Origin of the sequence: Vibrio sp. 10N.261.46.A3 (assembly GCF_041472995.1) — a bacterium.
Lineage (GTDB): Bacteria > Pseudomonadota > Gammaproteobacteria > Enterobacterales > Vibrionaceae > Vibrio > Vibrio coralliirubri.
Genome location: NZ_JBFRRH010000021.1, coordinates 67,375 through 93,577, shown reverse-complemented (window position 1 = coordinate 93,577; position 26,203 = coordinate 67,375). Strand labels below are relative to the sequence as shown.

Here is a 26,203-nt window from a genome sequence, read left to right as displayed (position 1 = left end):
AGGTCGTTTATGGATTATTACGCTTGGGAACAGTTGCTACAGGGCGCGTGGGCAACGGCATGGATATCGGCAGTATCGATTGTATTAGGTGTCGTCATCGGCTTAATGATTGCCTTGGTTAGAATGATGAAAATCCCGTTTGTGGATCAAATGTTGGGCATTTACGTTAGTTGGGCGCGAGCAACGCCTTTGGTGACTCTGGCTCTATTTATTTTCCTTTCTTTTCCCTCATTTGGCATCAATTTAGATAAGCACGTTTCTGCCATTTTAGCTCTGACACTCAATACATCGGCATTCAATGCAGAGATTTGGCGCAACGCCTTTCTTAATTTTTCAAAAGGGCAAATGGAAGCAGCAGAAGCCATTGGTATGAGACGCATCACTTACTTTCGCCGCATCATGTTCCCGCAAATGGTGATCATGAGCCTACCTGCGCTAGTGAATGAGATGTCGTTCTTAATCAAAGGCAGCCCAGCGATTGCGGTGATCGGTATCGTCGACTTAACCCGTGTCACCAATCGAATCTCTGCGGTTACTTATGAACCACTTGGGCCGATTCTATGTGCCGGTGCCATATACATGTTGATTATTGGCGTGTTGGTGAAGTTGCAAGCGGTGGCTGAAAACCGAGCTACTTATCTGCAGCAGTAAGTGTGGCTAGCAGTAATCTACCTCAGTCACAGCTATCAACAACAGCCACAGTTTAGCCGTCATGGCTACTTGGTCAGAAACACCATTTACCTGCTTGTGATGCGTTATTGAGCGGGTAAGTTTAAGGAGTAAATATGGAAGAATGGAATATTATCTGGCAACAAAAAGAGCTGTTTGTTTCAGGGTTTGTGACCACCTTTTATCTTTTTGTTTCGTCTTCAATCTTGAGTTTCATCATTGGCATCGGTTTGTTGTATTGCCTAGAAAACTCAAAACTTGGTGTGAAGTACACCATCAATAGTTTGATAGGTATGATGCGCACCTTGCCGTTTCTTATCTTAGCGTATCTGCTCTATTACGGGCTGCCGCAAGTGGGGATTCGACTTGATGCGATTACAGCGGGAATCATCGCGCTAAGTCTCTATCACGGTACCTATTTTTGTGAGATTTTTCGAGGTGTTCGTAAGGGGCTAGAGCCAGGTTATATCGAAGCGGCGCACGCTTATGGCTTCTCTAAATTAAAAACTTTTACCCGAGTCATCACCCCTAACGTGTTGTTTAAGTCGGTTCGGTTGATCACTAACCAACTCATCATCTGCTTAAAAGACACTGCGTTTCTTAGCATCATCACTGTCGCAGAAATTACCGCGGCCGCCAACAGCATTCAATCAACGTACTTCATCCCATTGAATGCGTTCATCATTGCTATCGCGCTCTACTGGGCTGTGAGTATTGCACTTGAAACCATCACCAAACGAATCCAAACCAAAGTTGAACTTAGAGGGCTTAGCCATGCTTAAACAATCAGAGATTATTGAAACGGAAGCACCGATTAACCCTTCTTCGAGCGTGAGTTTGGAAGTGATTGAGTGCGAGCCACTATTGGAAGAAAGAGAGACGATCATCAAGGTTGAAAACCTGTCGAAACAGTTTGATGGCATCGAAGTACTGCGAGACATCAACCTCAACATCAACAAAGGCGATGTGGTGAGTATTCTCGGCTCGTCAGGTTCGGGGAAATCGACGCTACTGCGTTGCATGAATTGGCTAGAGCAGCCAGAGCGCGGCACGATCTTCATGGGGGATGAACGCATTGGTATCAACTCTGAAACGGGTAAACCACTCAAATATAAAGAGCTGGCGAAACTCAGAGAGCGCCTTGGTATGGTTTTCCAAAGCTTCAACTTGTGGCCGCATTTAACCGTGTTGCAAAACGTTATGGAAGCGCTCGTTCACGTTAAGAAGATAGCGAAATCAGACGCCGAAGAGATGGCTCGTAAGCAACTTGATAAGGTTGGGATGTCGCACAAACTAGAGAACTACCCAAGCATGTTATCGGGTGGGCAAAAGCAACGTGTCGCTATTGCCAGAGCTCTCGCGATGGAGCCGGATGTGTTGCTGTTTGATGAGCCAACGTCAGCACTCGATCCTGAATTGGTCGAAGAGGTGTTATTGGTGATGAAGAAACTGTCGCAAGAGGGCTACACCATGGTGGTGGTGACGCATGAGATGGAGTTTGCGCGTCAGGTGTCGGATCAGGTGGTGTTTCTTGAGAAGGGCATATTGATTGAAAAATCCAACCCAGAGAAGTTTTTCACTAACCCAGATTCATCAAGGGTAAGACAGTTCCTTAAGCTTGATTCATGAGCTAGATGGCTTGCATTACTTTAAGGTTCGATCTTTAAAAAACTCCGACTGAATCCGTCGGAGTTTTTGTATGTTAGCTTTTTCTTCCCAAACCTAAACCTATACAAATGGCCATGTGGCGCTAACCAATACTGTCAATATGAATCACCACAGAGTCCGGTCGCCAGTACTCCAATTCGCAGTCCATCAACTCGCCATCTTGCTTGTAGTTCACTCGGCAGATCTTAAGAACAGGCTGGCCCTCTGCTAAATTCAACGCCTTGGCAACATGTGCAGGGGCAGAAGTGGGAATCACATCAAAGCGCGAGCGTTGGGTCTCGTAGCCGTATTTTTCTCGGTAGATGTCTGTTAATGACATGGTGAGGTTTTCCGACAAGACACCATCAAACAAGGGCGCTTTCAGTACATTTTCAACAAACAGCACTGCTCTTCCATCAATAAAACGCAAGCGCTCAATCACGTGTATTGGCGTTATCTGCTCTATCTCTAATGCTTTGGCGTAATCGCCAGCCGCCATCTCTGTGCGGGTGCTGAGCAGTCTGGTTTCTGCTATGCGGTGTTGTTCACGAATCATTTGATGAAAGTGAGAACGTGACAATGGGTTATAGCGAACACGTTCGGGTGACACATACCAACCTCGACGCTCTTCTCGATATATCAAACCTTCGGTTTCTAATGAGACCAACGCATCTTTGAGCGTAATTCGAGTGGTTGAAAACAGCTCGCTGAGCTCTCTTTCGGAAGGCAGTTTTTGCCCTTCGGTGAAGATGCCTGATTGAAGCTGTTCTCTAATGCTCGCCTTAATTCTGCCTAGCTGTGTCCCTGATTGCCCTGTAGCCAATGTTCTCATTACTGATCTAGTCCATAAGTTCGTGTGCTCAATAAGGTAAACCACGGAGTTAACAGGAATGTGACAGTAAACAAAGGCTTGCTGTCATATGGGTGAAATATAACTGCCACGGAAATGCATCCTAACTGTCAAATAACTTGCGCGAAAGCGTCACACTCCGGCGATAGCATACAAAACGAACTTACTGACCTAGTCCAGAGGGATAGAGACAATGAAAACTTTTCTTAGCCGTTCAACTGTATCGCCAGCCAAACTGATTGGTTCACCTGCAAAATTAATCGGCGCAACGCTAATAACGGCAACACTTTCAATGCCAGCGATGGCGAAGGATGCTGATCTTGAGTCACTGATTGAAGCCGCTCAAAAAGAGGGTGCGGTTTACAGTGTGGGTATGCCAGACAGTTGGGCAAACTGGAAAGGCACATGGGCTGATCTGAAAGCGAACTACGGTTTGAAGCATCAAGATACAGACATGAGCTCGGCCCAAGAGATCTCAAAATTTGAAGCAGAGAAAAGAAACGCAACCGCAGATATCGGTGACGTCGGTTTCGCCTTTGCACGTGTCGCTGTGCAGAAAGACGTAACGCAGCCATACAAGCCAACGACTTGGGATGACATTCCAGATTGGGCGAAAGACAAAGATGGTCACTGGGCTCTGGCTTACACAGGTACTATCTCGTTCATTTCAAACAACAACCTTGTTGAAGATGCACCAAAATCTTGGAGTGACCTGCTAGAAGGTGACTACAAAGTCACAGTCGGTGATGTAGGCGTAGCCGCGCAAGCAAACAACGCAATTCTAGCGGCTGCATTTGCTAACGGTGGTGACGAGTCGAACCTAAAACCAGCGATTAAATTCTTTGGTGAGCTAGCGAAGCAAGGCCGCCTGTCTTACACAGATCCAAGCATCGCGAACCTTGAAAAAGGCGAAGTGGAAGTGGCAATCATGTGGGATTTCAACGCACTGAACTACCGCGACAAGATCGACCGTGAGCGCTTTACAGTAAGCATTCCACAAGATGGTTCAGTGATCTCTGGTTACACCACCATCATCAACAAATACGCGAAAAACCCGAACGCGGCGAAGTTGGCTCGTGAATACATCTTCAGTGACCAAGGCCAAATCAACCTAGCAGAAGGTTACGCGCGCCCAATCCGTAGCAGCGTTACGCTACCTCAATCAGTACAAGACAAGCTGATCTCGAACGATGAATACAGCAACGTGCACCCAGTATCTGACTTCTCAGCATGGGAAAAATCAGCACGTCGTCTGCCACGTCAATGGCAAGAAAGCGTATTGATTCACCAGCAATAACCCCGCTTAACACGCCACCTGTAACGGGTGGCTTATAGAAACAAGCAATAGAGAATAGACCATGAGCAATAAGGTTATCCTTGTTGTTCTAGATGGACTGAACTATCAGGTAGCCCGTGATTGCATGGGCTACCTGAACGGTCTTCTAGAGCAAAGTGATATGTATGAGAAACCGGGCGATTTGCAGACAAAACAGGGCGATTCGTACAGTAAACAGGGCACTTCGCAGAGCACGCAAAAAAACAAGCTGCGCGCCACGCTTTACCCTGTGCAATGTGAACTGCCATCTATGTCACGCCCACTGTATGAGTGCATTTTAACTGGGGTTCGCCCTGTCGAGAGTGGCATCGTTAACAACCAAATCGTACGTCTGTCGAATCACGAGTCGATCTTTAGCTTGGCGAAATCGCAGGGCAAAGTGACGGCTGCAGCGGCATATCATTGGGTGAGTGAGCTTTATAACCGAGCGCCATTTGATGCTGTACGCGACCGTTTCACTAACGATGAGACCATGAACATCCAACACGGCTGTTTCTACCACTGGGATCACTACCCAGATGAAGCCTTGTTCTTGGATGCTGAGCACCTGCGTGTCACTCATCAGCCTGATTTTTTGTTGATTCACCCAATGAACATTGACGACATAGGGCACAAGCACGGGTTGGACTCTCGCCAATACCGCAACAGTGCACGTGGCGCGGATATTTACTTATCAAACTATCTTGAGAAATGGGTAGACGATGGTTATCAAGTGATCATCACCAGTGACCATGGCATGAACAATGACTTGTCTCACGGTGGCATTCTGCCTGAAGAGCGTGAAGTGCCATTCTTTGTGATTGGCGATAAGTTCACACACCAAGAATGTTCAGTGAAACAGACCGACATCTGCGGCAGCGTCTGTCAGTTACTCAACCTTGAACACGATAAATCTTACACTCAGGAATTGTTGGCCTTATGAGCAGTTCTGTAATCACGCAGAACGATGGCTCTGCGCTTAAACCTCAAACCAAATCTTTGTTTCAACGCTTCAAGCCCGCTTTGTGGCTTGCGCCTTTCGCACTGTTTTTCTATCTGTTCCAACTGGCACCTATGGTTTGGGTGCTGATCAACAGCTTCTTCTACGATGATGAGCTCTCTCTCGAAAACTACTCTGAGATATTCGATTCTGCCTTCATGATGCAGGCCTTCGGTAACAGTTTATGGCTGTCGATTTGGTCGAGCATTGTTGGCTTAGCGATTGCGACTCTGCTCGTCTCATCATTGCGCCGCGTTGATTCTAAAATCCGCGATGCGGTGATTGCCTTCACCAATATGAGCAGCAACTTCTCTGGTGTGCCTCTGTCGTTCGCCTTCATCATCATCTTGGGCACCAATGGTGCGATCACCTTATTGCTCAAGCAGTATGGATTACTGGGTGATTTTGACTTGTACGGCAAGTGGGGTTTGCTAGCGATTTACATCTACTTCCAGATCCCATTGGCGGTTTTATTGCTGTATCCAGCGTTTGATGCCTTGAGTGACGACTGGCAAGCAGCTTCGGCATTGCTTGGCGCGAAAACTTGGCAGTATTGGACCAAAATCGCGCTGCCTGTGTTATCTCCTGCCTTGTTCGGCACCTTCATCATCTTGATTGCAAATGCGATTGGCGCCTACGCGAGCGTGTATGCGTTGACCTCGGGCAACTACAACGTGATTACGATTCGAATCGCGAGCTTGGTATCGGGCGACTTGTTCTTAGAACCAAACCTAGCTGCTGCAATTTCTGTGATTCTGATGGCGATGCTAGCCTTCATCACCGTGATTAACCAATGGCTGATCAGCAAAAGCTACGCAGGGAAGAGAAAGTAATGAACACCGTCAATACTCGCTTTCATAAAACGGTTGTCTATTCGATTGTCGGTATCATGATGATCCCGATCTTAGCGACTTTTATCTACTCGATCTCTTCTCGTTGGGGCGCAACGATCCTGCCGGATGGTTTCACGTTAGATTGGTACATCAACCTGTTGACGGATCCTCGCTTCTTACAAGCCTTTTGCCGTTCACTGTTTATCTGTGTGGCTGCGCTGTCATTGAGTGTGGTGTTGGTTCTGCCTGCGATTTTCGTGGTGTTTTACTATTTCCCGAAGCTCGACAAGGTGATGAATATCTTGATCTTATTGCCATTCGCTGTGCCACCCGTGGTGTCGTCGGTTGGCTTGCTTCAGCTGTATGCTGATAGCGAAATCTCCTTGATAGGCACACCATGGATCCTGATTGGTACTTACTTCACTATCGCGCTGCCATTCATGTACCGCGCGATTGCCAACAGCTTCGAAGCGATCAATCTGCACGACTTGATGGATGCAGTACATCTGCTCGGTGCAAGTACCACCAAGGCGTTCTTGTTGATTATTCTGCCAAACCTTAAGAAAGGCTTAATGGCGTCATTGTTCTTGTCGTTCTCGTTCCTATTAGGCGAGTTCGTGTTCGCCAACATCTTGGTGGGTACACGCTACGAGACACTGCAAATCTACCTATACAACATGCGTCAAACCAGCGGCCACTTCACGTCAGCCCTTGTGATGACGTACTTCCTGTTTATTTTCTTACTGACTTGGTTGGCAAGTCGTTTCAGCCAGGGAACAAAATAATGAGCTATGTAAATGCAAAAAACCTCACCAAGAGCTTTGGTGACAACACGGTGTTTGAAGATATTGAATTTTCCATCGAGAAGGGCGAATTCATTACTCTGCTTGGCCCAAGTGGCTGTGGTAAATCGACTCTATTACGCAGCTTGGCAGGCCTGAATCCTGTTGATGGTGGCGAGATCTGGGTGAACGGTGAAGAGATTACTCACCAAGTGCCGCAACAGCGTGGCATCGGCATGGTGTTTCAATCTTATGCGCTGTTCCCGAACATGACGGTTGAAGGCAACATTGCGTTTGGCCTGAAGATGAAAAAGCTTGCTGCTAACGAGATTAAGCGCGAAGTCGCGAAAGTGATTGGGCTGGTGGACTTAACGGGCAAAGAAAAGTTCTACCCGCATCAGTTATCGGGCGGTCAGCGTCAGCGTGTGGCCTTGGCAAGAGCCTTGGTGGTCAAGCCGCGCATTCTATTGCTCGATGAACCGCTTTCAGCGCTGGATGCGAAGATCCGTAAACACCTACGCCAACAGATCCGAGATATTCAAAAAGAGATGAACCTGACCACGATCTTCGTGACCCACGATCAAGAAGAAGCGATGATCATGTCTGACCGCATCTTTTTGATGAATAAAGGTGAGATCGTACAAGCAGGCACACCCGAAGAGATCTACACTCAACCTGCCAATGAGTTTGTTGCTGGGTTCATGGGGCACTACAATCTGGTGCAAGCGAACAAAGCCAAGCAACTTTTCAACATTGAAACCGAGTGGAAGGTGGCGATTCGCCCTGAATCTATCTACGTTAAAGAGCAAGGTCGAAAGTATGGCGAGCATATCTCCGCGCCGAAAACGGGTATCATTCGTAACCACCAGCTCTTGGGTAACGTGATTCGCTACCAAGTGGATGTCGATGAATGTGAATTAACGGTCGATCTATTGAACCGTTCCTCTGAGCGACTGTTGGCAAACGGCAGCCAACTTGAACTCCTGTTTAACCTAAACGAAATTCAACCTGTGAGAGCCTAAGATGTTCAAACCTTTGTATGTATTTGATATGGACGAAACGCTGATCAATGCTGATGCAGCGATGCTCTGGAATGAGTTCTTGGTTGAAAAGGGCATTGCCACTGCGCCCAACTTTATTGAAGAAGATAAGCGCTTAATGGGCCTGTATTCGGAAGGCAAACTGAACATGGAAGATTACCTCACGTTTTCCATGCAGCCTTTAGCCGATATGCCAACAGAGCAAGTGACGGCACTGGTGGAAGAGTGTGTTGAACAGCATATTTTGCCTAGACAGTTCAAGCAGTCGAAACCTTTGATTGAGCAGTTAGAGCGTGACGATATCGACATGTTGATCATCTCTGCCAGCGTGACTTTCTTAGTGGAAGCGGTCGGCCGTAAGATTGGTATCGAGAACGCACTCGGTATTGATTTGATTGAAAACCAAGGCCGTTTTACTTCTCAAATATCAGGTGTGCCAAGCTACCGTGAAGGTAAAGTGACGCGTTTAAAAGAGTGGTTAGACAATCAAGAAACCAACTACTCAGACATTCACTTTTATACGGATTCAATCAACGACTTACCTTTGTGTGAACACGCTGACTTTGCCTATCTGGTGAACCCATGTCCGCGTTTGAAAGCGTTAGCCGATCAACCGAATTGGTCGATTCTCAACTGGGATTAACGCGATTCTGATATTTGAATTAGGTTCGTTCTAGAACTCATCAAGCCGCTGACTACAGCGGCTTTTTTGCATCATCAATCTAATGTTCGATTTATCACCTTAACTGATAAAATTGCGCATGTAACAATTCGATAACATCTCTTGCTCTGCTGTAAATCAAACCACCATCTTTCAATCCCTTGATAGTACTAACTTTGTTGTTGTGAGGTTTTGCGTGTAACAAATATTTTACAATTTGACGGGTTTTTAGCGTTATTGTCCATTTCCTTCTATCCATTCCAATCTTTCCGCTTGTGGGCCAGATTTAATTAAGGACAAAAACCACGTAATACAAAACCAATAGGTACAAGGAGAAAGTTCATGGTGGATACATACAACCCGCTTGGTACGGATGGATTCGAGTTTGTTGAATACACGGCCGTTGACCACAAGGGAATTGAGCAACTTAAAGCGCTGTTTGTGTCACTTGGTTTTGCTGAGATCGCCAAGCATCGTTCAAAAGAGGCTTGGCTGTATCGACAAGGTGACATCAACTTTATCGTTAATGAACAACCACACAGCCAAGCGGAAGCGTTCGCCAAGGTACATGGACCATCGGTGTGCGGCATGGCTTTTCGTGTTAACGAAGCAACGGCTGCAATGGAACAAGCGTTTAAGGGCGGTGGTGAAGAGTACAAAACAGAAATAGGGCCGATGGAGCTGAGCATTCCTGCCATTTACGGCATCGGTGAAAGCCTGCTCTATTTTGTGGATCGCTATGGCAAGCAGAGCATCTATGACGTCGATTTCCGATTCTATGACGATGCGGAACAGCGCATGGCCGAAGCCAATGTTGGCTTGTATGAAATCGACCATCTCACGCACAACGTGAAGCAAGGCAATATGGACGTGTGGTCTGGGTTTTATGAGCGTATCGGCAACTTCCGAGAGATTCGCTACTTTGATATCGAAGGTAAGCTGACAGGCCTTGTGAGCCGCGCCATGACCTCACCGTGTGGCAAGATCCGAATTCCAATCAATGAGTCTTCAGATGACAAATCACAAATCGAAGAGTTCATTCGCGAATACAACGGCGAAGGCATCCAACACATCGCGCTCGCCACCGATGACATCTACAAAACGGTGAAAATCCTGCGTGATCGCGGCATGGATTTTATGCCAACTCCAGATACCTATTACGAGAAAGTCGACGAGCGTGTGAAAGGCCACGGTGAAGACACCGATTTGCTGCGTGACTTACGCGTTCTGATTGATGGCGCACCGACCAAAGACGGCATCTTGCTGCAAATTTTCACGCAGACAGTAATCGGGCCTGTGTTCTTTGAAATCATTCAGCGTAAAGGCAACGAAGGCTTTGGTGAAGGTAACTTCAAGGCGCTATTTGAATCGATTGAAGAGGACCAGATTCGTCGAGGAGTATTAGACGATGCATAAATGGATTTCGTTTCCTCATCGGGAGGGTGTGTGCTCGAAACAAGCGCATGCCGACTTCCCCGAAGAGGCCATCTATGAGCGAGAGGCGGGCCGAAGTGGATTCTTCGGCCCTGCCGCTCACTTTCATCACCAACATGCCCCAACTGGTTGGTCTGAGTGGGAGGGCGATCTGCGTCCTCGCGCTTTTGATTTTACGCTGGTGGAGAAAGCCAGCCAGATAACCCCTTGGGCTGTGCCTCATCTTTTGCACAATGCGGACTGCAAAATCCGCGTGTGGCGCATGGATGAGAAGATGGATTTCTTGGTGCGTAACTCTGACGGTGATGAGCTGCTGTTCATTCACCAAGGCAGCGCCGATCTCTATTGTGATTATGGTCATTTAGAGGTGAGTGAAGGGGATTACGTGATGATCCCGCGCTCAACCAACTGGCGTTTAGAGCCAAGCGAGCCGATGTTTATCTTGATGATAGAAAACACCGACGCGGCTTACTCCCTGCCAGAGAAAGGCATGGTCGGCAATCACGCGGTGTTTGATCCTGCGGTTCTTGAGATTCCTTCGATCAATGACCAATTCCGCGCTCAGTATTCAGAAGATCAAACCCAGGTTCAGGTGAAGCGCCACGACAAAGTCAGTGTCATCACCTATCCGTTCAATCCATTGGATGCAATTGGCTGGCATGGCGACTTAGCCGTGGTAAAAGTGAATTGGCGTGATATCAGACCACTGATGTCACATCGTTACCACTTGCCACCTTCTGCGCACACGACGTTTGTTGGTGCGGGCTTTGTGGTGTGTACCTTTGTGCCACGCCCAATTGAGAGCGATCCTGGAGCATTGAAAGTGCCGTTTTACCATAACAATGACGACTATGACGAAGTACTCTTCTATCACGCTGGTGACTTTTTTAGCCGCGACAACATTGAAGCGGGCATGGTGACTTTCCACCCTGCGGGTTTCACTCATGGGCCTCACCCTAAAGCCTTTAAGGCAGGTCTGGCGCACAAGAAGAAGTTTACCGATGAAGTCGCGGTGATGATCGATACTCGCCATGCGCTGCAGTTTTCTGATGAACTCGATAGCGTTGAGAACAAAGAATATGTCTACAGTTGGCAAGACTCTGGTTTGAAAGAAATGGCTGACGATAAGAAATAAGGGACAAGGATGAAATTAGCAACCAAGAAAAATGGTACTCGCGATGGTCTATTGATGGTCGTGAGTAAAGATCTTAAACAATGTGTAGCTGCCACTGAAATCTTCCATGCGATGCACCTTGCCCCCACCATGCAGGTTGCGTTGGATAACTGGGACAGCGTTGTTTCTCAATTAGAAGAGTTATACACCTCGTTAAACAACGGGCATGTGACAGGCAGTGAAGTGTTTGCTTCTCAATATTGTGAATCGCCTCTGCCACGCGCTTATCAATGGGCTGATGGCAGCGCTTATGTAAACCACGTTGAGCTGGTGCGTAAAGCGCGTGGTGCTGAAATGCCAGAAAGCTTCTGGGTCGATCCACTCATGTATCAAGGTGGCTCAGATGCCTTTATTGGCCCTCGTGACAACATCGAATTTGCCAGTGACGAGTGGGGCATCGATTTCGAAGGTGAGGTCGCGATTGTCACCGGTGATGTGCCTATGGGTGCCAGTGCTAAGCAGGCGCACGATTCGATTCGCTTGCTGATGCTGGTGAACGATGTGTCGCTGCGCGGCTTGATTCCGGCAGAGCTTGCTAAGGGCTTTGGCTTCTTCCAGTCTAAACCGTCTTCGGCGTTCTCCCCCGTCGCCGTTACACCTGATGAGCTTGGTGAACAGTGGAAAGGCAGCAAGGTGCATTTACCGTTGATATCGACCTACAACGACCAGCCTTTTGGTTGTCCGAATGCAGGCGTCGATATGACTTTCAATTTTGCCGAACTAGTTGTGCATGCAGCGAAAACTCGCCCACTGTCGGCAGGTGCGATTATCGGTTCAGGCACGGTATCGAATAAGCAAGGCACTGACCACGGCACCTCAATCGCCGAGGGCGGTGTGGGTTATTCATGCATTGCCGAGGTGCGCATGATAGAGACCATCCGTGATGGTAAGCCTTCGACTCAATTCATGTCGTTTGGTGACTCGATTCGCCTAGAGATGTTTGATGCGGCTGGTGACTCCATTTTTGGTGCGATTGACCAAAAAGTTAACCAATATCGAGCGTTATAGCCCATATTATAAAGATTCAGCTCGAGCGAGATCATTGTATGAATCAGAACATGACACTTTACGGTTACTGGCGCTCTTCGGCCGCCTATCGGGTGCGTATTGGATTGAACCTAAAGCAACTCAACTATGAGTCTAAATCGGTGCATTTGGTGCGAAATGGCGGCGAGCAGCATGATCCACAATATCGCGAACTCAATGCCAGTGAGTTAGTGCCTGTGCTGGTGGATGGCGACGTTCAACTCAATCAGTCGCTGACTATTTTGCAATACTTGGACGAAAACTATTTGTGTGAGAGCTGCCCAGACTCCTTGTTGATTCCAGAGCAAACACCATTGCGCTATCAAGCGTTGGCAATGGCTCAAGATATTGCAATAGAAATTCACCCTCTTAATAACCTGCGTGTGCTGCAGTATTTGGAGCGAGAGTTGTCGTGTGAGCAAGAGGCGAAAATAGACTGGCTTCACTATTGGATGAGCCAAGGTTTTTCGGCGTTAGAAGAGAAGCTTTCTAAGCATCGTCAAAAACACGGTGATTCAGTTTATAGCCTCACCGATTCACCATGCATTGTCGATATCTGCTTGGTGCCACAGGTGTATAACGCGTTGCGTTTTGGCGTTGATATGTCGCCGTTTCCGCTGATTAACTCAATTGTCGAAGCGTGTAACCAGTTGCCTGCTTTTATCGATGCGATGCCAGAGAATCAAGCGGATGCGAACGAGTCCATGTAGATTCACTGATGTAAACGCAAACACTCGCCGCTTGCGCTACCAAAACCGTTTCTTGAAAGAAGCGGTTTCCAAAATTAAATATATTAAATTCAGTAAGCGTATGAATATTTATCCCGTTTAGCACTAATATGGACCTAATAAAAAAGCCTCGTTATTAAATAAGAGGCTTTAACCCAAGGTTTTATATTAGTGGTGATTATCATTCGATAATATTAATAATAAACAATACCTTCGCCTTTCGTAATCAGAGTACCAGCTTCATTGGTAATTATTTTATCTAAATCAAATAATGAACCAATCGCCGCATTACCCAATCCAGCTTCAACGAATTTACAAACGGCATCAATTTTTGGCCCCATAGAACCAGCAGGGAATGAAAATTCTGCTAAACCAGCAGGCGTTGCTTGCTTCATTTCTGCTTGGTCTTCTTTACCATAGTTACGGAAAATCGAACCATCGGTTAAGATAATAAATAAGTCGGCATGGATTTTTTCAGCCAGTAATTCAGCCGTAAGATCTTTGTCAATTACACACTCTACGCCAGTACTCTTACCATGCTCAATACTCACGGGAACACCACCGCCGCCACAAGCGATAACAAGGTTTTCTGTATCTAGAAGAGTTTCAATTTGCTGAATTTCAACAATGCTTTTTGGCATAGGAGAAGGCACAACGCGACGGTAGTACTCGCCATCAGCTTTAAACTGCATTGTGCTTTGAGCCATTAACTCTTTAGCTCGTTGCTCTGTATATACAGGGCCAACAAATTTAGTCGGGTTAGCAAACGCAGGGTCTTTTTTGCATACTTCAGTTTGCGTGACTAGCGTCGCTACGTCTAATTCAGGGTCAATGTTTCTTAGTTCTTGCTGTAACATGTAGCCCACCATGCCACAGGTTTGAGAGCCTAGTACATCCATTGGATACGGGGTCGTCTCTGGTGAATATTCGTTGTAAGCTGCGTTTTGTTCCATCAACAAACCTACTTGTGGGCCATTACCATGAACGATAACAATCTCATGCTCGCGTGCGATTGCAGCAATACTCGCCGCTGATTTGATTATATTTTCACGTTGGTTCTCAGCCGTTAATGCTTGGCCTCTTGCTAAAAGAGCGTTACCGCCTAAAGCTAATACTATGCGCATGATAATGTCTCCGATCATTTAATAATGATTTTATTTTACGTAGGGATTAACCGCTTGTTTCCTATTAAATTCAAGCTTATTAATAACAGTGAATAAGTTTTTAATTACTCTTAAGTAATTAACATGCCGAGATAGTATGGGAAAATAACCGTCCTAAATGTGATAGCTATCAAATTATTATTTCACTAGAAATGGAGCTGTGGAAACGGGAGTTATTGCAATTCGATTAAATATCCATAAGCTTGGATACAATCTAGCGGTGGAGCCTTTTTTGGTATAAATGATTCGTGTTTAGTGAATATTATCTCAGGCTATAAAATGATTAATTTTCTATTTTTGTTTTAAATATGATGAGCAGATCTCATTAAGAGCTTTAGAAAAAGTACGGGGCTATACTGAGGCGAGGGTTCACAAGCTTAAATAGAAGTTTAGATTCGGTTTTCAATCGGCTGCCTTTACTCTAGGTGTTATCTGACAGCCAAATGAAAATCGGAGATAGTTAGTCACTTTCTAAGGTTCAACACTAAAGCGAAACAACACTCTTTATCTCTTCCAAAACCTCGGCGTTAGCGATAGCCCCAAGGTTTTCTACACTCTTGCCATTGATCACCTGTTTCACAGCCAACTCCACTAGTTTGCCAGAGCGTGTTTTTGGCACGTCGCTGATCGCAAATATCTGGCTTGGCACGTGCCTTGGCGAGCAGGATGATTTGAGTTTGCTTTTGATGGTTGTCAGTAACTCATCATCCAGAACCACACCTTGTTGTAACTGAACAAACAGCCATATCTGCTCGTTGCGGTCGATGTCTTTACCGACTGCTATCGAATCGATGATGCCGTCAATGGTGTTCACTTGCTGATAGATCTCGGCTGTACCAATTCGCACGCCACCGGGGTTGAGTGTGGTGTCGCCTCGCCCATAGAACAGGTAGCCGCCATGTTCGCTCTGTGCGACTTCATCACCGTGATGCCACACATTATCGAACCTATCCCAATAGGTGCTGTGGTAGCGCTCTCCGGTGTCATTCCAAAAGCCTGCGGGGAAGTTGGGTAGGGAGTTGGTGCATACTAGCTCGCCTCGTTCTTGATTGACCTTTTGACCAGACGAATTGTACACCTTGATGTCGACGCCGAGCCCGGCCTGTTGGCACTCGCCGCGATACACTGGCGAGATAGGACTACCCAACACAAAGCAGCCACAAATATCCGTGCCGCCAGAAATGGACGCTAAATGCAGGTCTTGCTTGATGTGCTTGTAAACGTAATCGAACTGCTCTGGGTAAAGCACAGAACCTGTTGAGCACAGTGTTCTTAAGTGAGGAAGAGAATGGCTGTCGATAGGTGAGAGCTCTGCCTTCTCGATCGCTTCTAGATACTTGGCTGAGGTGCCAAATGCCGATACGTCAGCTCGCTGCGCTAAATCCCACAGAACGTTGGGTTGCGGGTAAACCGGGCTACCATCAAAGATAACTAAACAAGCACCGCTCGCGAGCGCAGAGACGTGCCAGTTCCACATCATCCAACCACAAGTGGTGTAGTAGAACACGCGATCTCTCGGTTTAATATCGCAATGAAGTTGATGCTCTTTTAGGTGGTTGATGGTGGTGCCACCAACCGAGTGAATAATACACTTTGGTTTGCCTGTCGTACCGGAAGAGTAGAGTACAAACAGTGGTTCATTGAAGTTCACACGAGTAAATCGAAGAGATTTTGGCTGATAGTGATGAATGATGCTGTGCCAGCTTTGGGGTGACACATCATGTTTAACGTTGTTCTTCTCTAAATCGCTCTTCTCTAAGTCATTACTCGGTTTCAAATAGCCGATCTCACACACCTGTTTTAATTCGTTTAAGTGTTCGATGATTTCACGGTTCTTGTCCGTCATATCGAACGTTTTGCCATTGAAGGTGTAACCGTCACAGGTGAACAGCACCTTAGGCTTCACCTGTCCGAATCGCTCAATCACACTCTCTACGCCAAAATCAGGCGAGGTTGATGTCCAAATCGCGCCTAAGCTGGTGGTCGCTAGCATCGCAATCACGGTTTGCGGCAGATAAGGGGTATAAGCGGCGACCACGTCGCCTTGTTGCACGCCACAATCCACGAGCCATTGTTGACCGCTAGATACTTTCTCACACAAGGTTTGCCATGTGTAGCTTTGCTGTTCGCCACGTTCGTTCTCAAACCAAATCGCAAGCTCATCAGGCATGGTGTGTGCCAAATGCAGCAAGTTTTCGGCGTAGTTCACTTGAACATTCGGAAACCAGACTGCATCGCGATTTGATTTTGGTTGCTGCCAGCGACTTTCACCTTGAGTTTTGATGTGCTCGCTTTCTGCCTTATTAATACAGTCTTGCGAACCCACCATTCCACAAAACTGCCACACGTTCTGCCAAAACGACTCCGGCTGCTCCACAGACCACTGATGAAGCTCCGTGTAGTTTTGTAATTCCCGATCGAGCATGCCCTGTTGATCAAGGCTATCCATAAATCGGGTTACGTTGGCGTGTGCGATGTGTTGGTCACTGGGTTGCCAAATTGGCTTATTGCTCTCGTGCATTCCTTTACCTTTAACAAAAAGTTAACGATTTCAGTCTGGTATTTAGGTTTTACAAAGTCAAAAGATCAGCAAAATAAGGGGTCGTCGGAATTGTGTAAATAAAATGTTACACGATCATCCGTTTCGAAAAATCGTGCAAATTGGCGGATATAAGGAGTGGAGATAGGCTTAAAGTGAGACATTCGAAAGGAGGTGTGTAATGACTCAATATCATTCTAAGCCCGTGAGCCAAGAGGGATGGGTTGAGTGGAGCCTCGAAGAAGACGCCATTTGGCACGACTTAGTGAAAAGGCAACTGGACGTCATTAATGACCGCGCATGCGATGCTTATTTGCATGGTTTGACCCTGCTGGATCTGCCATTAGACAGAGTTCCCCAGCTGCCAGAGATAAACAAAGTGCTAATGGAAACAACAGGTTGGCAAGTCCAGCCTGTGCCTGCATTGATCGACTTCGACCGTTTCTTTGATTTGCTCGCCAATAAGAAATTCCCAGTGGCGACATTTTTGAGAACGCGAGACGAGTTCGATTACTTACAAGAACCTGATTTCTTTCATGAAATTTTCGGCCACTGTGCCATGCTCACTAATGCTGATTTCGCAGCATTCACTGAGCATTATGGAAAACTAGGCCAAGCCGCTACATCCAAACAGCGTGCTTATCTGGCCCGTTTGTATTGGTTTACGGTCGAGTTCGGTTTAGTAAAAGAAGGCCAACAATTGAAAATCTATGGCGGTGGCATTCTCTCCTCTCCGGCGGAAACCATGTACGCATTGGGCGGTGACTTGGCGGTTCGTGAGCGGTTCGATCTGCAAACGGTGTTAAGAACCCCTTACCGCATCGACATCATGCAGCCGAAATATTACGTGATCGACGAGCTATCTGAGCTCTTCAAAATCAGTCAGGAAAACCTATTACAGCAAGCTGATCTCGCCATCGACGCGGGGTTACTACCACCACTTTTTGAACCTAAGGAACCCACACATGTTGAATGAACAAAAATGCGAAGCCTGCAGTATCGACGCGATTGCCCTAAGTAAAGATGAACAACAATCTTTACTGTTGGAGTTGTCAGACTGGCAGGTCATCGAAAGAGACGGCATCCCGCAGCTTGAGAAGGTGTTCAAGTTTAAGAACTACAAACAAGCATGGGCATTCAGCAACAAAGTGTCAGAATTGGCAGAAGAAGAGTTCCACCACCCTTCGATCTTATTGGAGTGGGGCAAAGTCACCGTCACTTGGTGGAGCCACTCAATCAAAGGCCTCCACAAGAATGACTTCATTTGCGCCTCACGTTGCGATGTGTTCGCGGTGAGTGAGTAGTCTTTTGGGTTTCGAGGAGCTGTCTTTCTTATCTCTGTGATGCGATTATCTGATTATTCAGCTCATAATGTGAGTTGAATAATTGCCTTAAACAGCTCATAGTATGAGTTGAATTAGTGATACTTTCGCATCATGGGGCGTAATATGTGGATTTGGCAGCAAGATAATTGGCCAAACTTTGTTTGGGATAATCAGAAAATAGGCGTGAGGTTAAGAGAAGTACGGCTTAATCAGGGCATTCTATTGGGCAAGATTACCTCACAGTCGGCAGATCAATCCCAAACTATGCTCGACACCTTATTAGCGAACATAGTCCATTCCAGTGCGATTGAGGGAGAAAAGCTGAATGCCTTCTCTGTTCGTTCTTCTTTAGCCAACAAACTCGGTGTCAGTGAAGAGCGACCTTTTCCTACGACAGAACAAACCGATGGCCTGGCTGAAATTATGTTGGATGCGGTGCAGAACCTAACTGAGCCACTAGCGCTTGATCGGATCTTACATTGGCACGATAGACTGTTTCCTCAAGGTTACACCATGTTTAACCCTGTAGTCGGAGGTCAGCTACGAGGTGACGCTCCGATGCAAGTGGTATCAGGAAGAATTGACCGTCCAACCGTGCACTTTGAAGCACCTAGCCGAGACATTCTTGATGCTGAGTTAGATGTGTTTATCACATGGTTTAATGATTCACTTACCGACGCCACGCTCGATCCTCTATTGCGAGCAGCAATCACTCATCTTTGGTTTATTACCTTACACCCGTTAGATGACGGTAATGGTCGTATTACTCGATTGTTGACCGACTTGGCGTTAGCACAGGCCGAGCAGCAGTCGGTACGCTTCTATGCGATGTCGGTGGGAATTCTCGCAAACCGCAAACATTATTACGAGATATTGGAGCGAACCCAGAAAGGGGGACTCGATATTAGCGAATGGTTGATGTGGTTCTTAGATACGTTAGACGAGACGTTTACAGGCGTTTTCTCTGAAGTCGATCAAACCGTTTATAAGACCAACTATTGGCGCAGCATCGACCAAACAAAGCTTACGGCAGAACAAGTAAAAGTGCTGAACAGGATGCTCGATGGTGATTTTTCTGAAGGTATCAATGCCAGCCAATATCAGAAAGTAGCAAAGGTGAGCAGTGCCACAGCAACACGTCATTTGAACGCTTTGATTGAGCATGGCTGCTTAGTTAAATCTGGTTCTGGAGGCAGAAGCACGCGCTATCTGTTGCCGAAGTAGGTATACACCCACATTCATTTCTATACTTAAAAGCTGCTAACGTTCAGAGTGAATGTTGGCAGCTTTTTGTTTTCTTAATTCATTCAATATTCTCAATGAAAAATAAACAAACTTCTCGATTTTTTCCAACAATATTAATTTAAATCAGAAGCTTAAACTGATTTTACTTAATGGTTTTTATTTAGTTCGTTCAAATATCTGTGTTTGCTCACGATACAGGCATAGAGCCCCATATAGAATTCAGTTATTCAATCAATGGCTTATTGGTTATTGATGCTCCGCGACGTGCGGTAATATAGGGTTTAACATAAAATGAAGATTAACTTTTTTGCAGTAAACAATTTTAGAGGCATTTCTGGAGGGTTGGAGAACAATAAAATTATTTTCGAAGACACCAATACACTTTTCATATATGGAAAAAACAATGTAGGTAAATCTACATACTTAAAGGCATATGAGCATTTTTATAGGGACTCTAAGCCGATTCTCTCAGATTTTTGTGATAGTAATCAGAAAAATTCAATTGAGTTTGAAATAGAAGTAAAGTTACAAGAGCTTGATAAACAAAGAATAGAAGCTAAAGCACCTAAACAAAAAGATTCTTACAAGCAGTACCTTTCAAATGACACATTGAGAGTTAAAAGAACTTGGGAACTAGATGGTAAACAAACATTAAAACCCAAGAATCATACCTATAACTATACAACTTCTTCGTATGAAGATATTAGTTATGCGAGTATTGGCCTTCATACTATTTTTCAATCTTGTATGCCAAAGCCTATTTTTATTAAGGCTATGCCTACCGAAGATGAAGCTAAAGACATCCTCAATGACATCCTTAAAAGTATGGCAGAGAACACACTAAAAACTGAGGATCTAGTTATTCTTGAAGCTGCTAAGGCCAAGATTCAAGAGTTACAAGAAAAAATGTACAACCCTGAATTGGTTGCTATTTATCAAGACTCAGTTAACTCATATTTCTCGCAAATATTTTCAGATACACAGCTAACTTTTAAAGAAGTGAAAGATCGTCTCGTGTGGAGTGAGAATAAGTTAGGCAAAGACTTCAACATAGATTTCGTCAAAACTAATCCTGATGGGACTCCAAACCTAAACATACCATCGTCAGCTGGTAATGTTGGACATGGTACAATTAGAACTGCAATTTTTACTCTGCTCTTAATGAAAGATGTAGCAGAAAAATTTGAGCGCCAAGTTGGGCGCAAAGACTACATTGTTCTATTCGAAGAGCCCGAATTATTCTTGTATCCCAAAATTGTTAGGGAGTTAAGGGAGCTAATTTATAAAGTAAGTGAAGATGATCTGCCTTATCAGGTGCTATGTGCGTCTCACTCACCATCAATGATTGATATATCCAAACCCAAATCTTCGATCATCAGGTTAACTAAAAATGAGGCTGGTACAAAGATTCATCAAATTAATGATGAGTTTTTAAAGAATGCTAAAGAGGTTGTGACTAATGAACAGTTGAAACAAGAAATGAATGAGATTCTTCGGTTTAACCCTTATATCTGCGAGTCATTCTATGCTGATGAAGTTTTGCTTATTGAAGGTCCCACTGAAGAGATTTTAGCTAGAGCTTATCTGCAAGAAATCGAAGTGGATAAAGATCTTTTCATTCTCAACACTGGAACAGTAAACAACATCCCTTTCTATCAAAAAATATTCTCAAAATTCAATATTAAATATCATGCGGTCTTCGACACGGATGATACTGAAATCCTAGAAACTGACGCGAATGGCAACCCTTTGTTCGCTAAAAACATCCAACGTTCTATATCTGATCAATTCAAAAAAGATGAGTTAATTGGTGATGTGGGGTTATTGAGAGTTCACCACACAACTTTCGAGCCAGCTCATATGTCTCAAGAATTACCAGAAGAACTTCGCTATAGCGAAAATTTACCTCGTGGAGGTAAGCCTCATAATGCAAATATGTATTGGAAAAATACACTCAAGCCAAATATGGATCATGACAAGTTTGGTGAAGTACCATTTATCAAGTATTTAAACGAAATTATAGCTCATTGATATTCGCAACGTTAGCTTGAAATTTAGAAACGCCGAGCCCATTTTTGATGGGGTCGGTTTGTTCATTAAGATACCGAAAGTTGGTGTGAACAACTAAACTGGAGCCATATTTCAAACGCACTTTCCCAAACTAGCTTGACCTGCATCAGCGACTTGCTTGGTTTCTTGTCTCATAAACCCTTTCTGTTACTCATAGTATTGGTTTTATGAGGCTGCTCTATGATATATTTCTCGGCCAAGTGTATTACAGACGAAGGCTAATAATGTCTATCAACCTTTCACTCCTTCCACCCAGCGAGAAAAATAAAATCGAACTGGATAAGCAAGCATCGTTTCTTGTATGGAAACTGAAGCAAGCGAAATGTGGCCCTGAAGCCATTGTTGAAGAAGCAATGAAGCTAGGTGACCCAGAAGAAAAGGCTTGGTTTGATCAGTCTGTAGAAAAATACAAACGGGTAATGGGTGTCGCATAAACGCAGACAAACCTTGCCCAGCAGTGCTGTAGAATTGAAATGACACAGTAATTTGCTAGAATTTGCACCGTTAATTGAATCAGAGAGAAGATCCCGATGGGAAGAAGTTTTGAAGTGCGCAAGGCCTCAATGGCGAAAACTGCAGGCGCAAAAATTAAAGTTTATTCTAAATACGGTAAAGAGATTTACGTACTGGCTAAGAACGGCAGCTCTGACCCAGACATGAACCTACCTCTTAAGCACCTGATTGCTAAAGCGAAGAAAGACCAAGTACCAGCTCACGTTATCGACAAAGCGATCGATAAAGCGAACGGCGGCGGCGGTGAAGACTTCCAACCAGCTCGTTACGAAGGTTTTGGCCCAGGTGGCACAAGCGTAATCGTTGACTGTCTAACTGACAACGGCAACCGTACTTTCCAAGACGTTCGCCAATGTTTCGTTAAGACTGGTGCGAAAATCGGTGTTGAAGGTACTGTTTCTCACATGTTCGCTCACCAAGCTGTATTCCAGTTCAAAGGCGAAGACGACGAGATCATCCTAGAAACGCTAATGATGGAAGACGTAGACGTGACTGACGTTGAGCTAGAAGACGGTGTTATCACTGTATTCGCTCCAACGACTGAGTTCTTCAAAACGAAGACTGCACTAAACACTGCGTTCCCAGAGCTAACGCTAGACGTTGAGGAAATCACTTTCGTTCCTCAAACAACTACGCCAGTAGCTGAAGAAGATTCTGAGAAATTCCAGAAGTTCTTAGACATGCTTGACGACTGTGATGATGTTCAGCAGGTTTACCACAACGCTGAGCTGTAATCTTTACAGTAACAACAGTTATTAAAAAACCGAGCCTAGTGCTCGGTTTTTTTATGGGCGTAATTCAGGCGTTTATCCATGAACAGAGTTTTTTGATCGAGCTCTTTGGTGGCAGAACCTAGGTTATAGCGCCTTGGTCATAAGTCCTTGATCATCGTTCCGTGATTTCAGGTTCGCAAAGCGTTCTCGGACGACAAATCCATGCTGATAGTTTTCTGATCAAAGGGAGCACGGTGAGGTTGAGCACGATGGCACACGGCCAAGCGATGAAAAAGCTTTGCATCCAGATTGGCGGCCATTCGTGGCTAAATCCCATTTTGTAGCCAGAAATTAACCCAGACATGATGGTCGCCATGGTCAGTGAAGATAAAATCGCGGTTACCCAAAATTGTTTGTTGTTCATACTGTGTTTCTCCCGTGATTTTCTGATGTTGATGAGATAAGGTTATATTTATCCATTAATGAGAAAAATAGGTACATGTAGAAGTATGAATTCCATATTTGGAAACATTGATGATCTGTTCTTATTCTGTGCAGTGGTTGAAGAGGGCTCTTTGCTATCGGCCTCGAAACGGCTGCAACTGCCTGTGTCGACTATGTCGCGTCGGTTAACCGCATTGGAAGATCGCCTCAATATCCGACTTTTAGAAAAGAAAGGTCGTGAGCTGGTGGCCACCAAAGATGGTGAAGCGGCCTTTGCTGCACTGAGCAGCGGCATGGAGTCGATTCATCACGGTTTTAATAGCTTGCTGGAAGAGCGTGACGCTATCCAAGGCAAGATAAAGCTTGCCGTGCCTCATAACTTCTACAGTGGCTTTCTACGGTCGACGGTAGAGCAATTCCTCACTCAATATCCAAACGTTAAGCTCGACCTTACCTTGAGCCAGCAGCAGCTCATTCCACAGACCGACCGTGACTTACTGATCACGTTTAAGATCTCGGACATGGAAGGCATGATTGCTCGACCGCTGTTTAAAGCCAAACACGGGTTTTATGCAAGCCCAGAATACTTAGATTCGCGTGCAGCAATAGAAAAGCCGGACGACCTGGAGCTACAAGATTGGATTAACGTCGATGATGTGTTTGATATGCCGCTCTACAAATCCGACCGCTTAGAGCAAATGATCACGATTAAACCTAAGTTCATCGTTAACGATATTCATGCGGTGGCGGCCGCAGCGCAAAAAGGCCTAGGGCTCGCGTCATTGCCTTTTCGTCATGTATCCCCAGAGATGAATCTGATTCAAGTGCTCCCTGAGTATCATCGGGGTGATCGCCAAGCGTATTTAGTGTACAAAGAAAGAAAATATCAGCCAAAGGCTTTGACCCTGCTTATTGATGCATTGATTGAGAGTGTTCGATCTTTTCATAGCGATGGTTTGGTCAAATAAAAGGAGAAAGAAATGAAAGTAAGTTTTATCGGGCTAGGCGTTATGGGTTTCCCAATGGCTGGCCACCTAGTCAAAGCCGGTTTTGAAGTAACGGTATTTAACCGCACTCACAGCAAAGCGCTAGACTGGGCTGATAAACACCAAGGTAAAGCGGCAGAATCTGTGGCTGAATGTGTAGCGGAAGCTGACGTGGTATTGGTTTGTGTTGGCAACGATGATGACGTACGCAGCATGACAACCAGCGAAACAGGCGCATTGGCAGCAATGAAGCCAAACGCGATTCTTGTCGACCACACTACAACGTCTGCAGTTCTGTCTGAAGAGCTTGAAGTAGCTGCGAAGCAAGCCGGTATTCGCTTTATGGATGCACCTGTGTCTGGTGGTCAAGCGGGCGCAGAAAATGGCGTGCTAACCATCATGTGTGGCGGTGAACAAGCGCTTTTCAACGACCTTCAACCTGTGTTCGAAGCTTACGGTAAGTCGTCAGTTCTGATGGGTAAAGTCGGCCAAGGCCAACGCGCGAAAATGGTTAACCAGATCTGCATTGCAGGTGTATTGAATGGTCTTTCTGAAGGTTTAGTTCTTGCTGAAAAATCAGGTTTGGATATCCCAACTCTGGTTGATTGCCTTAAAAACGGCGCTGCTGGATCATGGCAGATGGAAAACCGTGCTACCACAATGGCACAAGATAAGTTCGATTTCGGCTTTGCAATTGATTGGATGATCAAAGACTTAGGTTTCTGCCTAGATGAAGCTGAGCGCCAAGGCATCCAGCTTCCACTAACTGAAAAGACCAACAACGCATACAAGGCATTGTCTGCCGAAGGACAAGGCCGCATGGATACATCAGTATTGATGAAAGCTGTGGTTGAAGAGACAAAGAAGTAGTCGCATCGAAGAAGCAGTAAAAGCTCCGTTTGATAATTAAAAATAGCCGCTGATTAGCGGCTATTTTTGTTTGGTTTGAGCTCTGCCGAGTGCGTTAATCCAAAAAAATAAATCCCCTCCTAGCCTCCCCTTGATTCATATGTAGATCCCTCGCTGATCGTGGAAAGGGGAGGAATAGAACATCGATCGTTAAAAGTGTCGATGTATGTTCAGTGCTAAAGAAAGTTCTCCCCCTCTGCTACAGATCTAGAGATATTGATGAACCCAGATTGAGGGGGAGGTAACTATGGCTAATTATGCGAATCGTGTTCGTCTAGTTCCTATAAGGTTGAGACTCCACTCACGCCCCAACTCAACCATTCACTCCTCATTATTACCATTCGTCGCATTGATAAAACGGCATGACAAATTCTAGTTAACCTTTCAACGTCAACATTTGAAAGGGATTAGAAATCATGACTACTTCACACTCATTTAATTCAGGCTCTACCACTTCTCTGCTTAAGCGTTCATTACTGGTTGCTCTTGTTTCGTTTGCACCGTCGTTAGCTTTGGCGAACCCAAGTTCAGACGTGCTCGATATCTACAACCAAGCGGCGCAAGGCAATGAAGATTTGGTTGAGGTGGCGTATGAACGCCTGAATGACACGCTGCAACAAGACGGTGCGACACCACTGACCTTGGTTTACCTCGGAAGCACAGAGACCTTGATGGGGCGTGATGCGTTCTTGCCTTGGAACAAGATGAAGTATGTGGAGAAAGGCTTATCAACCATTGATAAATCACTGGTGCTGCTGAAAGACGAAGACCAACCGATTCATGAGCAACCTCGTGTTCAAGGGCTGCCAGATTCTTACCTAACTCGCGCAATGGCCGCCGTTACTTACACCTCTCTGCCAGACATGTTTAACCATTTTGATCGTGGTTATGACCTCTTCCTCTCGTTACTCGCTGAAGAAGATTTCCAACAACAGCATTTCGCTGCGACCTCATGGATTTACCGTTACGCCATTACCGCATCGATTCGTGCTGAAGACTTCGAGCAAGCACAGGTGTGGCTTGAAAAGATGGAAAACACCGATGCTGGCAACATCGAGACAATGACGGCTAAAGCCCTAATAGCGAAAGCCAAATAGCGGTTTACTAAAGCTCATTAACAACTGCGAACGCTTAAAA

27 protein-coding genes are annotated in these 26,203 nt (G+C 45.6%); 22 read left to right on the top strand and 5 right to left on the bottom strand.

All coding sequences use genetic code 11. The features are described 5' to 3' along the window. Positions 1-9: 9 nt before the first annotated feature. The 3 genes from AB4484_RS05380 to AB4484_RS05370 all read left to right on the top strand — a co-directional run bounded on the left by AB4484_RS05380 (position 10) and on the right by AB4484_RS05370 (position 2,298). Positions 10-651, top strand: a complete 642-nt coding sequence (locus tag AB4484_RS05380; RefSeq protein ID WP_017066356.1) for an amino acid ABC transporter permease — start codon at positions 10-12, stop codon at positions 649-651. A 134-nt stretch (positions 652-785) separates the two neighbouring features. Further along, entirely contained in the window at positions 786-1,451 is a 666-nt protein-coding gene (locus AB4484_RS05375) for an amino acid ABC transporter permease (protein ID WP_372076800.1), read from the top strand. Continuing rightward, positions 1,444-2,298, top strand: a complete 855-nt coding sequence (locus AB4484_RS05370) for an amino acid ABC transporter ATP-binding protein (protein ID WP_061037768.1) — start codon at positions 1,444-1,446, stop codon at positions 2,296-2,298. Before AB4484_RS05375 ends, AB4484_RS05370 begins: the two co-directional genes overlap by 8 nt. A 121-nt stretch (positions 2,299-2,419) precedes the next feature. Here the strand turns inward: AB4484_RS05370 and AB4484_RS05365 are convergent, their stop codons facing one another. Then, the gene (locus AB4484_RS05365) at positions 2,420-3,148 is read right to left on the bottom strand and encodes a UTRA domain-containing protein (RefSeq protein WP_372076797.1); all 729 of its coding nucleotides are present in this window, start codon (positions 3,146-3,148) and stop codon (positions 2,420-2,422) included. A 211-nt stretch (positions 3,149-3,359) separates the two neighbouring features. Here AB4484_RS05365 and AB4484_RS05360 point away from each other — a divergent pair, with 211 nt between their 5' ends. The 6 genes from AB4484_RS05360 to AB4484_RS05335 all read left to right on the top strand — a co-directional run bounded on the left by AB4484_RS05360 (position 3,360) and on the right by AB4484_RS05335 (position 8,779). Next, positions 3,360-4,463: an ABC transporter substrate-binding protein gene (locus AB4484_RS05360; RefSeq protein WP_372076795.1), complete on the top strand. Its 1,104-nt coding sequence runs from the start codon at positions 3,360-3,362 to the stop codon at positions 4,461-4,463. A 61-nt stretch (positions 4,464-4,524) separates the two neighbouring features. Continuing rightward, positions 4,525-5,424, top strand: a complete 900-nt coding sequence (locus AB4484_RS05355; protein ID WP_372076793.1) for an alkaline phosphatase family protein — start codon at positions 4,525-4,527, stop codon at positions 5,422-5,424. Further along, a complete protein-coding gene (locus AB4484_RS05350) occupies positions 5,421-6,314 on the top strand; it encodes an ABC transporter permease subunit (protein ID WP_050651180.1) in 894 nt (297 codons plus the stop codon). Before AB4484_RS05355 ends, AB4484_RS05350 begins: the two co-directional genes overlap by 4 nt. After that, positions 6,314-7,099 (top strand): ABC transporter permease, encoded by a 786-nt coding sequence (locus tag AB4484_RS05345; RefSeq protein ID WP_372076791.1) that lies wholly within the window; start codon positions 6,314-6,316, stop codon positions 7,097-7,099. Before AB4484_RS05350 ends, AB4484_RS05345 begins: the two co-directional genes overlap by 1 nt. Further along, the gene (locus AB4484_RS05340) at positions 7,099-8,118 is read left to right on the top strand and encodes an ABC transporter ATP-binding protein (RefSeq protein WP_372076789.1); all 1,020 of its coding nucleotides are present in this window, start codon (positions 7,099-7,101) and stop codon (positions 8,116-8,118) included. The genes AB4484_RS05345 and AB4484_RS05340 overlap by 1 nt, the downstream gene beginning before the upstream one ends. A gap of 1 nt (position 8,119) precedes the next feature. Next, positions 8,120-8,779, top strand: a complete 660-nt coding sequence (locus tag AB4484_RS05335; RefSeq protein WP_280543788.1) for an HAD family hydrolase — start codon at positions 8,120-8,122, stop codon at positions 8,777-8,779. A 94-nt stretch (positions 8,780-8,873) separates the two neighbouring features. On the opposite strand, the gene AB4484_RS05330 is transcribed toward AB4484_RS05335, so the two are convergent. Further along, on the bottom strand, positions 8,874-9,056 hold the full coding sequence (locus AB4484_RS05330; protein ID WP_372076787.1) for a hypothetical protein: 183 nt from the start codon (positions 9,054-9,056) through the stop codon (positions 8,874-8,876). A gap of 83 nt (positions 9,057-9,139) precedes the next feature. Between AB4484_RS05330 and hppD the strand changes: the two genes are divergently transcribed. From hppD to maiA, 4 genes are read left to right on the top strand one after another with little or no spacing between them, the layout of a single operon-like run. Further along, positions 9,140-10,213 carry a 4-hydroxyphenylpyruvate dioxygenase gene (hppD, locus tag AB4484_RS05325; RefSeq protein ID WP_372076785.1) on the top strand — a complete coding sequence of 358 codons (1,074 nt, stop codon included), beginning with the start codon at positions 9,140-9,142 and terminating at the stop codon, positions 10,211-10,213. Then, positions 10,206-11,366 carry a homogentisate 1,2-dioxygenase gene (locus AB4484_RS05320; protein WP_372076783.1) on the top strand — a complete coding sequence of 387 codons (1,161 nt, stop codon included), beginning with the start codon at positions 10,206-10,208 and terminating at the stop codon, positions 11,364-11,366. Before hppD ends, AB4484_RS05320 begins: the two co-directional genes overlap by 8 nt. A gap of 9 nt (positions 11,367-11,375) precedes the next feature. After that, positions 11,376-12,413 carry a fumarylacetoacetate hydrolase family protein gene (locus AB4484_RS05315; RefSeq protein ID WP_372076781.1) on the top strand — a complete coding sequence of 346 codons (1,038 nt, stop codon included), beginning with the start codon at positions 11,376-11,378 and terminating at the stop codon, positions 12,411-12,413. A 38-nt stretch (positions 12,414-12,451) separates the two neighbouring features. Then, on the top strand, positions 12,452-13,141 hold the full coding sequence (gene maiA / locus AB4484_RS05310) for a maleylacetoacetate isomerase (protein WP_372076778.1): 690 nt from the start codon (positions 12,452-12,454) through the stop codon (positions 13,139-13,141). 212 nt (positions 13,142-13,353) lie between these two features. Here the strand turns inward: maiA and AB4484_RS05305 are convergent, their stop codons facing one another. Together AB4484_RS05305 and AB4484_RS05300 are read right to left on the bottom strand one after the other, a co-directional pair. Next, a complete protein-coding gene (locus AB4484_RS05305) occupies positions 13,354-14,283 on the bottom strand; it encodes a carbamate kinase (protein WP_248336324.1) in 930 nt (309 codons plus the stop codon). 523 nt (positions 14,284-14,806) lie between these two features. Next, positions 14,807-16,843 carry an acetoacetate--CoA ligase gene (locus AB4484_RS05300; RefSeq protein WP_372076776.1) on the bottom strand — a complete coding sequence of 679 codons (2,037 nt, stop codon included), beginning with the start codon at positions 16,841-16,843 and terminating at the stop codon, positions 14,807-14,809. Positions 16,844-17,042: 199 nt separating this feature from the next. Here AB4484_RS05300 and phhA point away from each other — a divergent pair, with 199 nt between their 5' ends. The 6 genes from phhA (at position 17,043) to AB4484_RS05270 (ending at position 22,748) form a co-directional block, all read left to right on the top strand. Beyond that, complete coding sequence (phhA, locus tag AB4484_RS05295) at positions 17,043-17,837, top strand: phenylalanine 4-monooxygenase (protein ID WP_017065113.1); 795 nt, start codon at positions 17,043-17,045, stop codon at positions 17,835-17,837. Then, positions 17,827-18,165, top strand: coding sequence for a 4a-hydroxytetrahydrobiopterin dehydratase (locus tag AB4484_RS05290; protein WP_050653115.1), 339 nt, complete (start codon positions 17,827-17,829; stop codon positions 18,163-18,165). The genes phhA and AB4484_RS05290 overlap by 11 nt, the downstream gene beginning before the upstream one ends. A gap of 144 nt (positions 18,166-18,309) precedes the next feature. After that, complete coding sequence (locus AB4484_RS05285) at positions 18,310-19,410, top strand: Fic family protein (RefSeq protein WP_372076774.1); 1,101 nt, start codon at positions 18,310-18,312, stop codon at positions 19,408-19,410. A gap of 312 nt (positions 19,411-19,722) precedes the next feature. Beyond that, positions 19,723-21,462, top strand: a complete 1,740-nt coding sequence (locus tag AB4484_RS05280; protein WP_372076771.1) for an ATP-dependent endonuclease — start codon at positions 19,723-19,725, stop codon at positions 21,460-21,462. 263 nt (positions 21,463-21,725) lie between these two features. Further along, positions 21,726-21,935 carry a DUF3283 family protein gene (locus tag AB4484_RS05275; RefSeq protein ID WP_004732615.1) on the top strand — a complete coding sequence of 70 codons (210 nt, stop codon included), beginning with the start codon at positions 21,726-21,728 and terminating at the stop codon, positions 21,933-21,935. Between the two features lie 96 nt (positions 21,936-22,031). Beyond that, the gene (locus AB4484_RS05270; protein ID WP_017057670.1) at positions 22,032-22,748 is read left to right on the top strand and encodes a YebC/PmpR family DNA-binding transcriptional regulator; all 717 of its coding nucleotides are present in this window, start codon (positions 22,032-22,034) and stop codon (positions 22,746-22,748) included. Between the two features lie 151 nt (positions 22,749-22,899). Here the strand turns inward: AB4484_RS05270 and AB4484_RS05265 are convergent, their stop codons facing one another. Then, positions 22,900-23,151 (bottom strand): DUF2798 domain-containing protein, encoded by a 252-nt coding sequence (locus AB4484_RS05265; protein ID WP_057622702.1) that lies wholly within the window; start codon positions 23,149-23,151, stop codon positions 22,900-22,902. A gap of 85 nt (positions 23,152-23,236) precedes the next feature. On the opposite strand from AB4484_RS05265, the gene AB4484_RS05260 reads away from it, so the two are divergent. The 3 genes from AB4484_RS05260 (at position 23,237) to AB4484_RS05250 (ending at position 26,163) form a co-directional block, all read left to right on the top strand. Beyond that, positions 23,237-24,139 (top strand): LysR family transcriptional regulator, encoded by a 903-nt coding sequence (locus tag AB4484_RS05260; protein WP_248366025.1) that lies wholly within the window; start codon positions 23,237-23,239, stop codon positions 24,137-24,139. A gap of 12 nt (positions 24,140-24,151) precedes the next feature. Continuing rightward, positions 24,152-25,027: an NAD(P)-dependent oxidoreductase gene (locus AB4484_RS05255; protein WP_017070192.1), complete on the top strand. Its 876-nt coding sequence runs from the start codon at positions 24,152-24,154 to the stop codon at positions 25,025-25,027. Positions 25,028-25,482: 455 nt separating this feature from the next. Next, complete coding sequence (locus AB4484_RS05250; protein ID WP_050651190.1) at positions 25,483-26,163, top strand: hypothetical protein; 681 nt, start codon at positions 25,483-25,485, stop codon at positions 26,161-26,163. The last annotated feature ends 40 nt before the right edge of the window (positions 26,164-26,203 follow it).

Bases quoted from the DNA above. Each gene is read 5' to 3' on its own strand.
- AB4484_RS05260 (WP_248366025.1), top strand. From the start codon at position 23,237: ATGAATTCCATATTTGGAAACATTGATGATCTGTTCTTATTCTGTGCA.
- AB4484_RS05335 (WP_280543788.1), top strand. From the start codon at position 8,120: ATGTTCAAACCTTTGTATGTATTTGATATGGACGAAACGCTGATCAAT.
- AB4484_RS05365 (WP_372076797.1), bottom strand. From the start codon at position 3,148: ATGAGAACATTGGCTACAGGGCAATCAGGGACACAGCTAGGCAGAATT.
- AB4484_RS05285 (WP_372076774.1), top strand. From the start codon at position 18,310: ATGTGGATTTGGCAGCAAGATAATTGGCCAAACTTTGTTTGGGATAAT.
- AB4484_RS05375 (WP_372076800.1), top strand. From the start codon at position 786: ATGGAAGAATGGAATATTATCTGGCAACAAAAAGAGCTGTTTGTTTCA.
- AB4484_RS05290 (WP_050653115.1), top strand. From the start codon at position 17,827: ATGTTGAATGAACAAAAATGCGAAGCCTGCAGTATCGACGCGATTGCC.
- AB4484_RS05315 (WP_372076781.1), top strand. From the start codon at position 11,376: ATGAAATTAGCAACCAAGAAAAATGGTACTCGCGATGGTCTATTGATG.
- AB4484_RS05270 (WP_017057670.1), top strand. From the start codon at position 22,032: ATGGGAAGAAGTTTTGAAGTGCGCAAGGCCTCAATGGCGAAAACTGCA.
- AB4484_RS05355 (WP_372076793.1), top strand. From the start codon at position 4,525: ATGAGCAATAAGGTTATCCTTGTTGTTCTAGATGGACTGAACTATCAG.
- AB4484_RS05305 (WP_248336324.1), bottom strand. From the start codon at position 14,283: ATGCGCATAGTATTAGCTTTAGGCGGTAACGCTCTTTTAGCAAGAGGC.
- AB4484_RS05320 (WP_372076783.1), top strand. From the start codon at position 10,206: ATGCATAAATGGATTTCGTTTCCTCATCGGGAGGGTGTGTGCTCGAAA.
- AB4484_RS05330 (WP_372076787.1), bottom strand. From the start codon at position 9,056: ATGGATAGAAGGAAATGGACAATAACGCTAAAAACCCGTCAAATTGTA.
- phhA (WP_017065113.1), top strand. From the start codon at position 17,043: ATGACTCAATATCATTCTAAGCCCGTGAGCCAAGAGGGATGGGTTGAG.
- AB4484_RS05350 (WP_050651180.1), top strand. From the start codon at position 5,421: ATGAGCAGTTCTGTAATCACGCAGAACGATGGCTCTGCGCTTAAACCT.
- AB4484_RS05360 (WP_372076795.1), top strand. From the start codon at position 3,360: ATGAAAACTTTTCTTAGCCGTTCAACTGTATCGCCAGCCAAACTGATT.
- AB4484_RS05300 (WP_372076776.1), bottom strand. From the start codon at position 16,843: ATGCACGAGAGCAATAAGCCAATTTGGCAACCCAGTGACCAACACATC.
- AB4484_RS05345 (WP_372076791.1), top strand. From the start codon at position 6,314: ATGAACACCGTCAATACTCGCTTTCATAAAACGGTTGTCTATTCGATT.
- AB4484_RS05280 (WP_372076771.1), top strand. From the start codon at position 19,723: ATGAAGATTAACTTTTTTGCAGTAAACAATTTTAGAGGCATTTCTGGA.
- AB4484_RS05380 (WP_017066356.1), top strand. From the start codon at position 10: ATGGATTATTACGCTTGGGAACAGTTGCTACAGGGCGCGTGGGCAACG.
- AB4484_RS05275 (WP_004732615.1), top strand. From the start codon at position 21,726: ATGTCTATCAACCTTTCACTCCTTCCACCCAGCGAGAAAAATAAAATC.
- AB4484_RS05340 (WP_372076789.1), top strand. From the start codon at position 7,099: ATGAGCTATGTAAATGCAAAAAACCTCACCAAGAGCTTTGGTGACAAC.
- AB4484_RS05250 (WP_050651190.1), top strand. From the start codon at position 25,483: ATGACTACTTCACACTCATTTAATTCAGGCTCTACCACTTCTCTGCTT.
- AB4484_RS05265 (WP_057622702.1), bottom strand. From the start codon at position 23,151: ATGAACAACAAACAATTTTGGGTAACCGCGATTTTATCTTCACTGACC.
- hppD (WP_372076785.1), top strand. From the start codon at position 9,140: ATGGTGGATACATACAACCCGCTTGGTACGGATGGATTCGAGTTTGTT.
- AB4484_RS05370 (WP_061037768.1), top strand. From the start codon at position 1,444: ATGCTTAAACAATCAGAGATTATTGAAACGGAAGCACCGATTAACCCT.
- maiA (WP_372076778.1), top strand. From the start codon at position 12,452: ATGAATCAGAACATGACACTTTACGGTTACTGGCGCTCTTCGGCCGCC.
- AB4484_RS05255 (WP_017070192.1), top strand. From the start codon at position 24,152: ATGAAAGTAAGTTTTATCGGGCTAGGCGTTATGGGTTTCCCAATGGCT.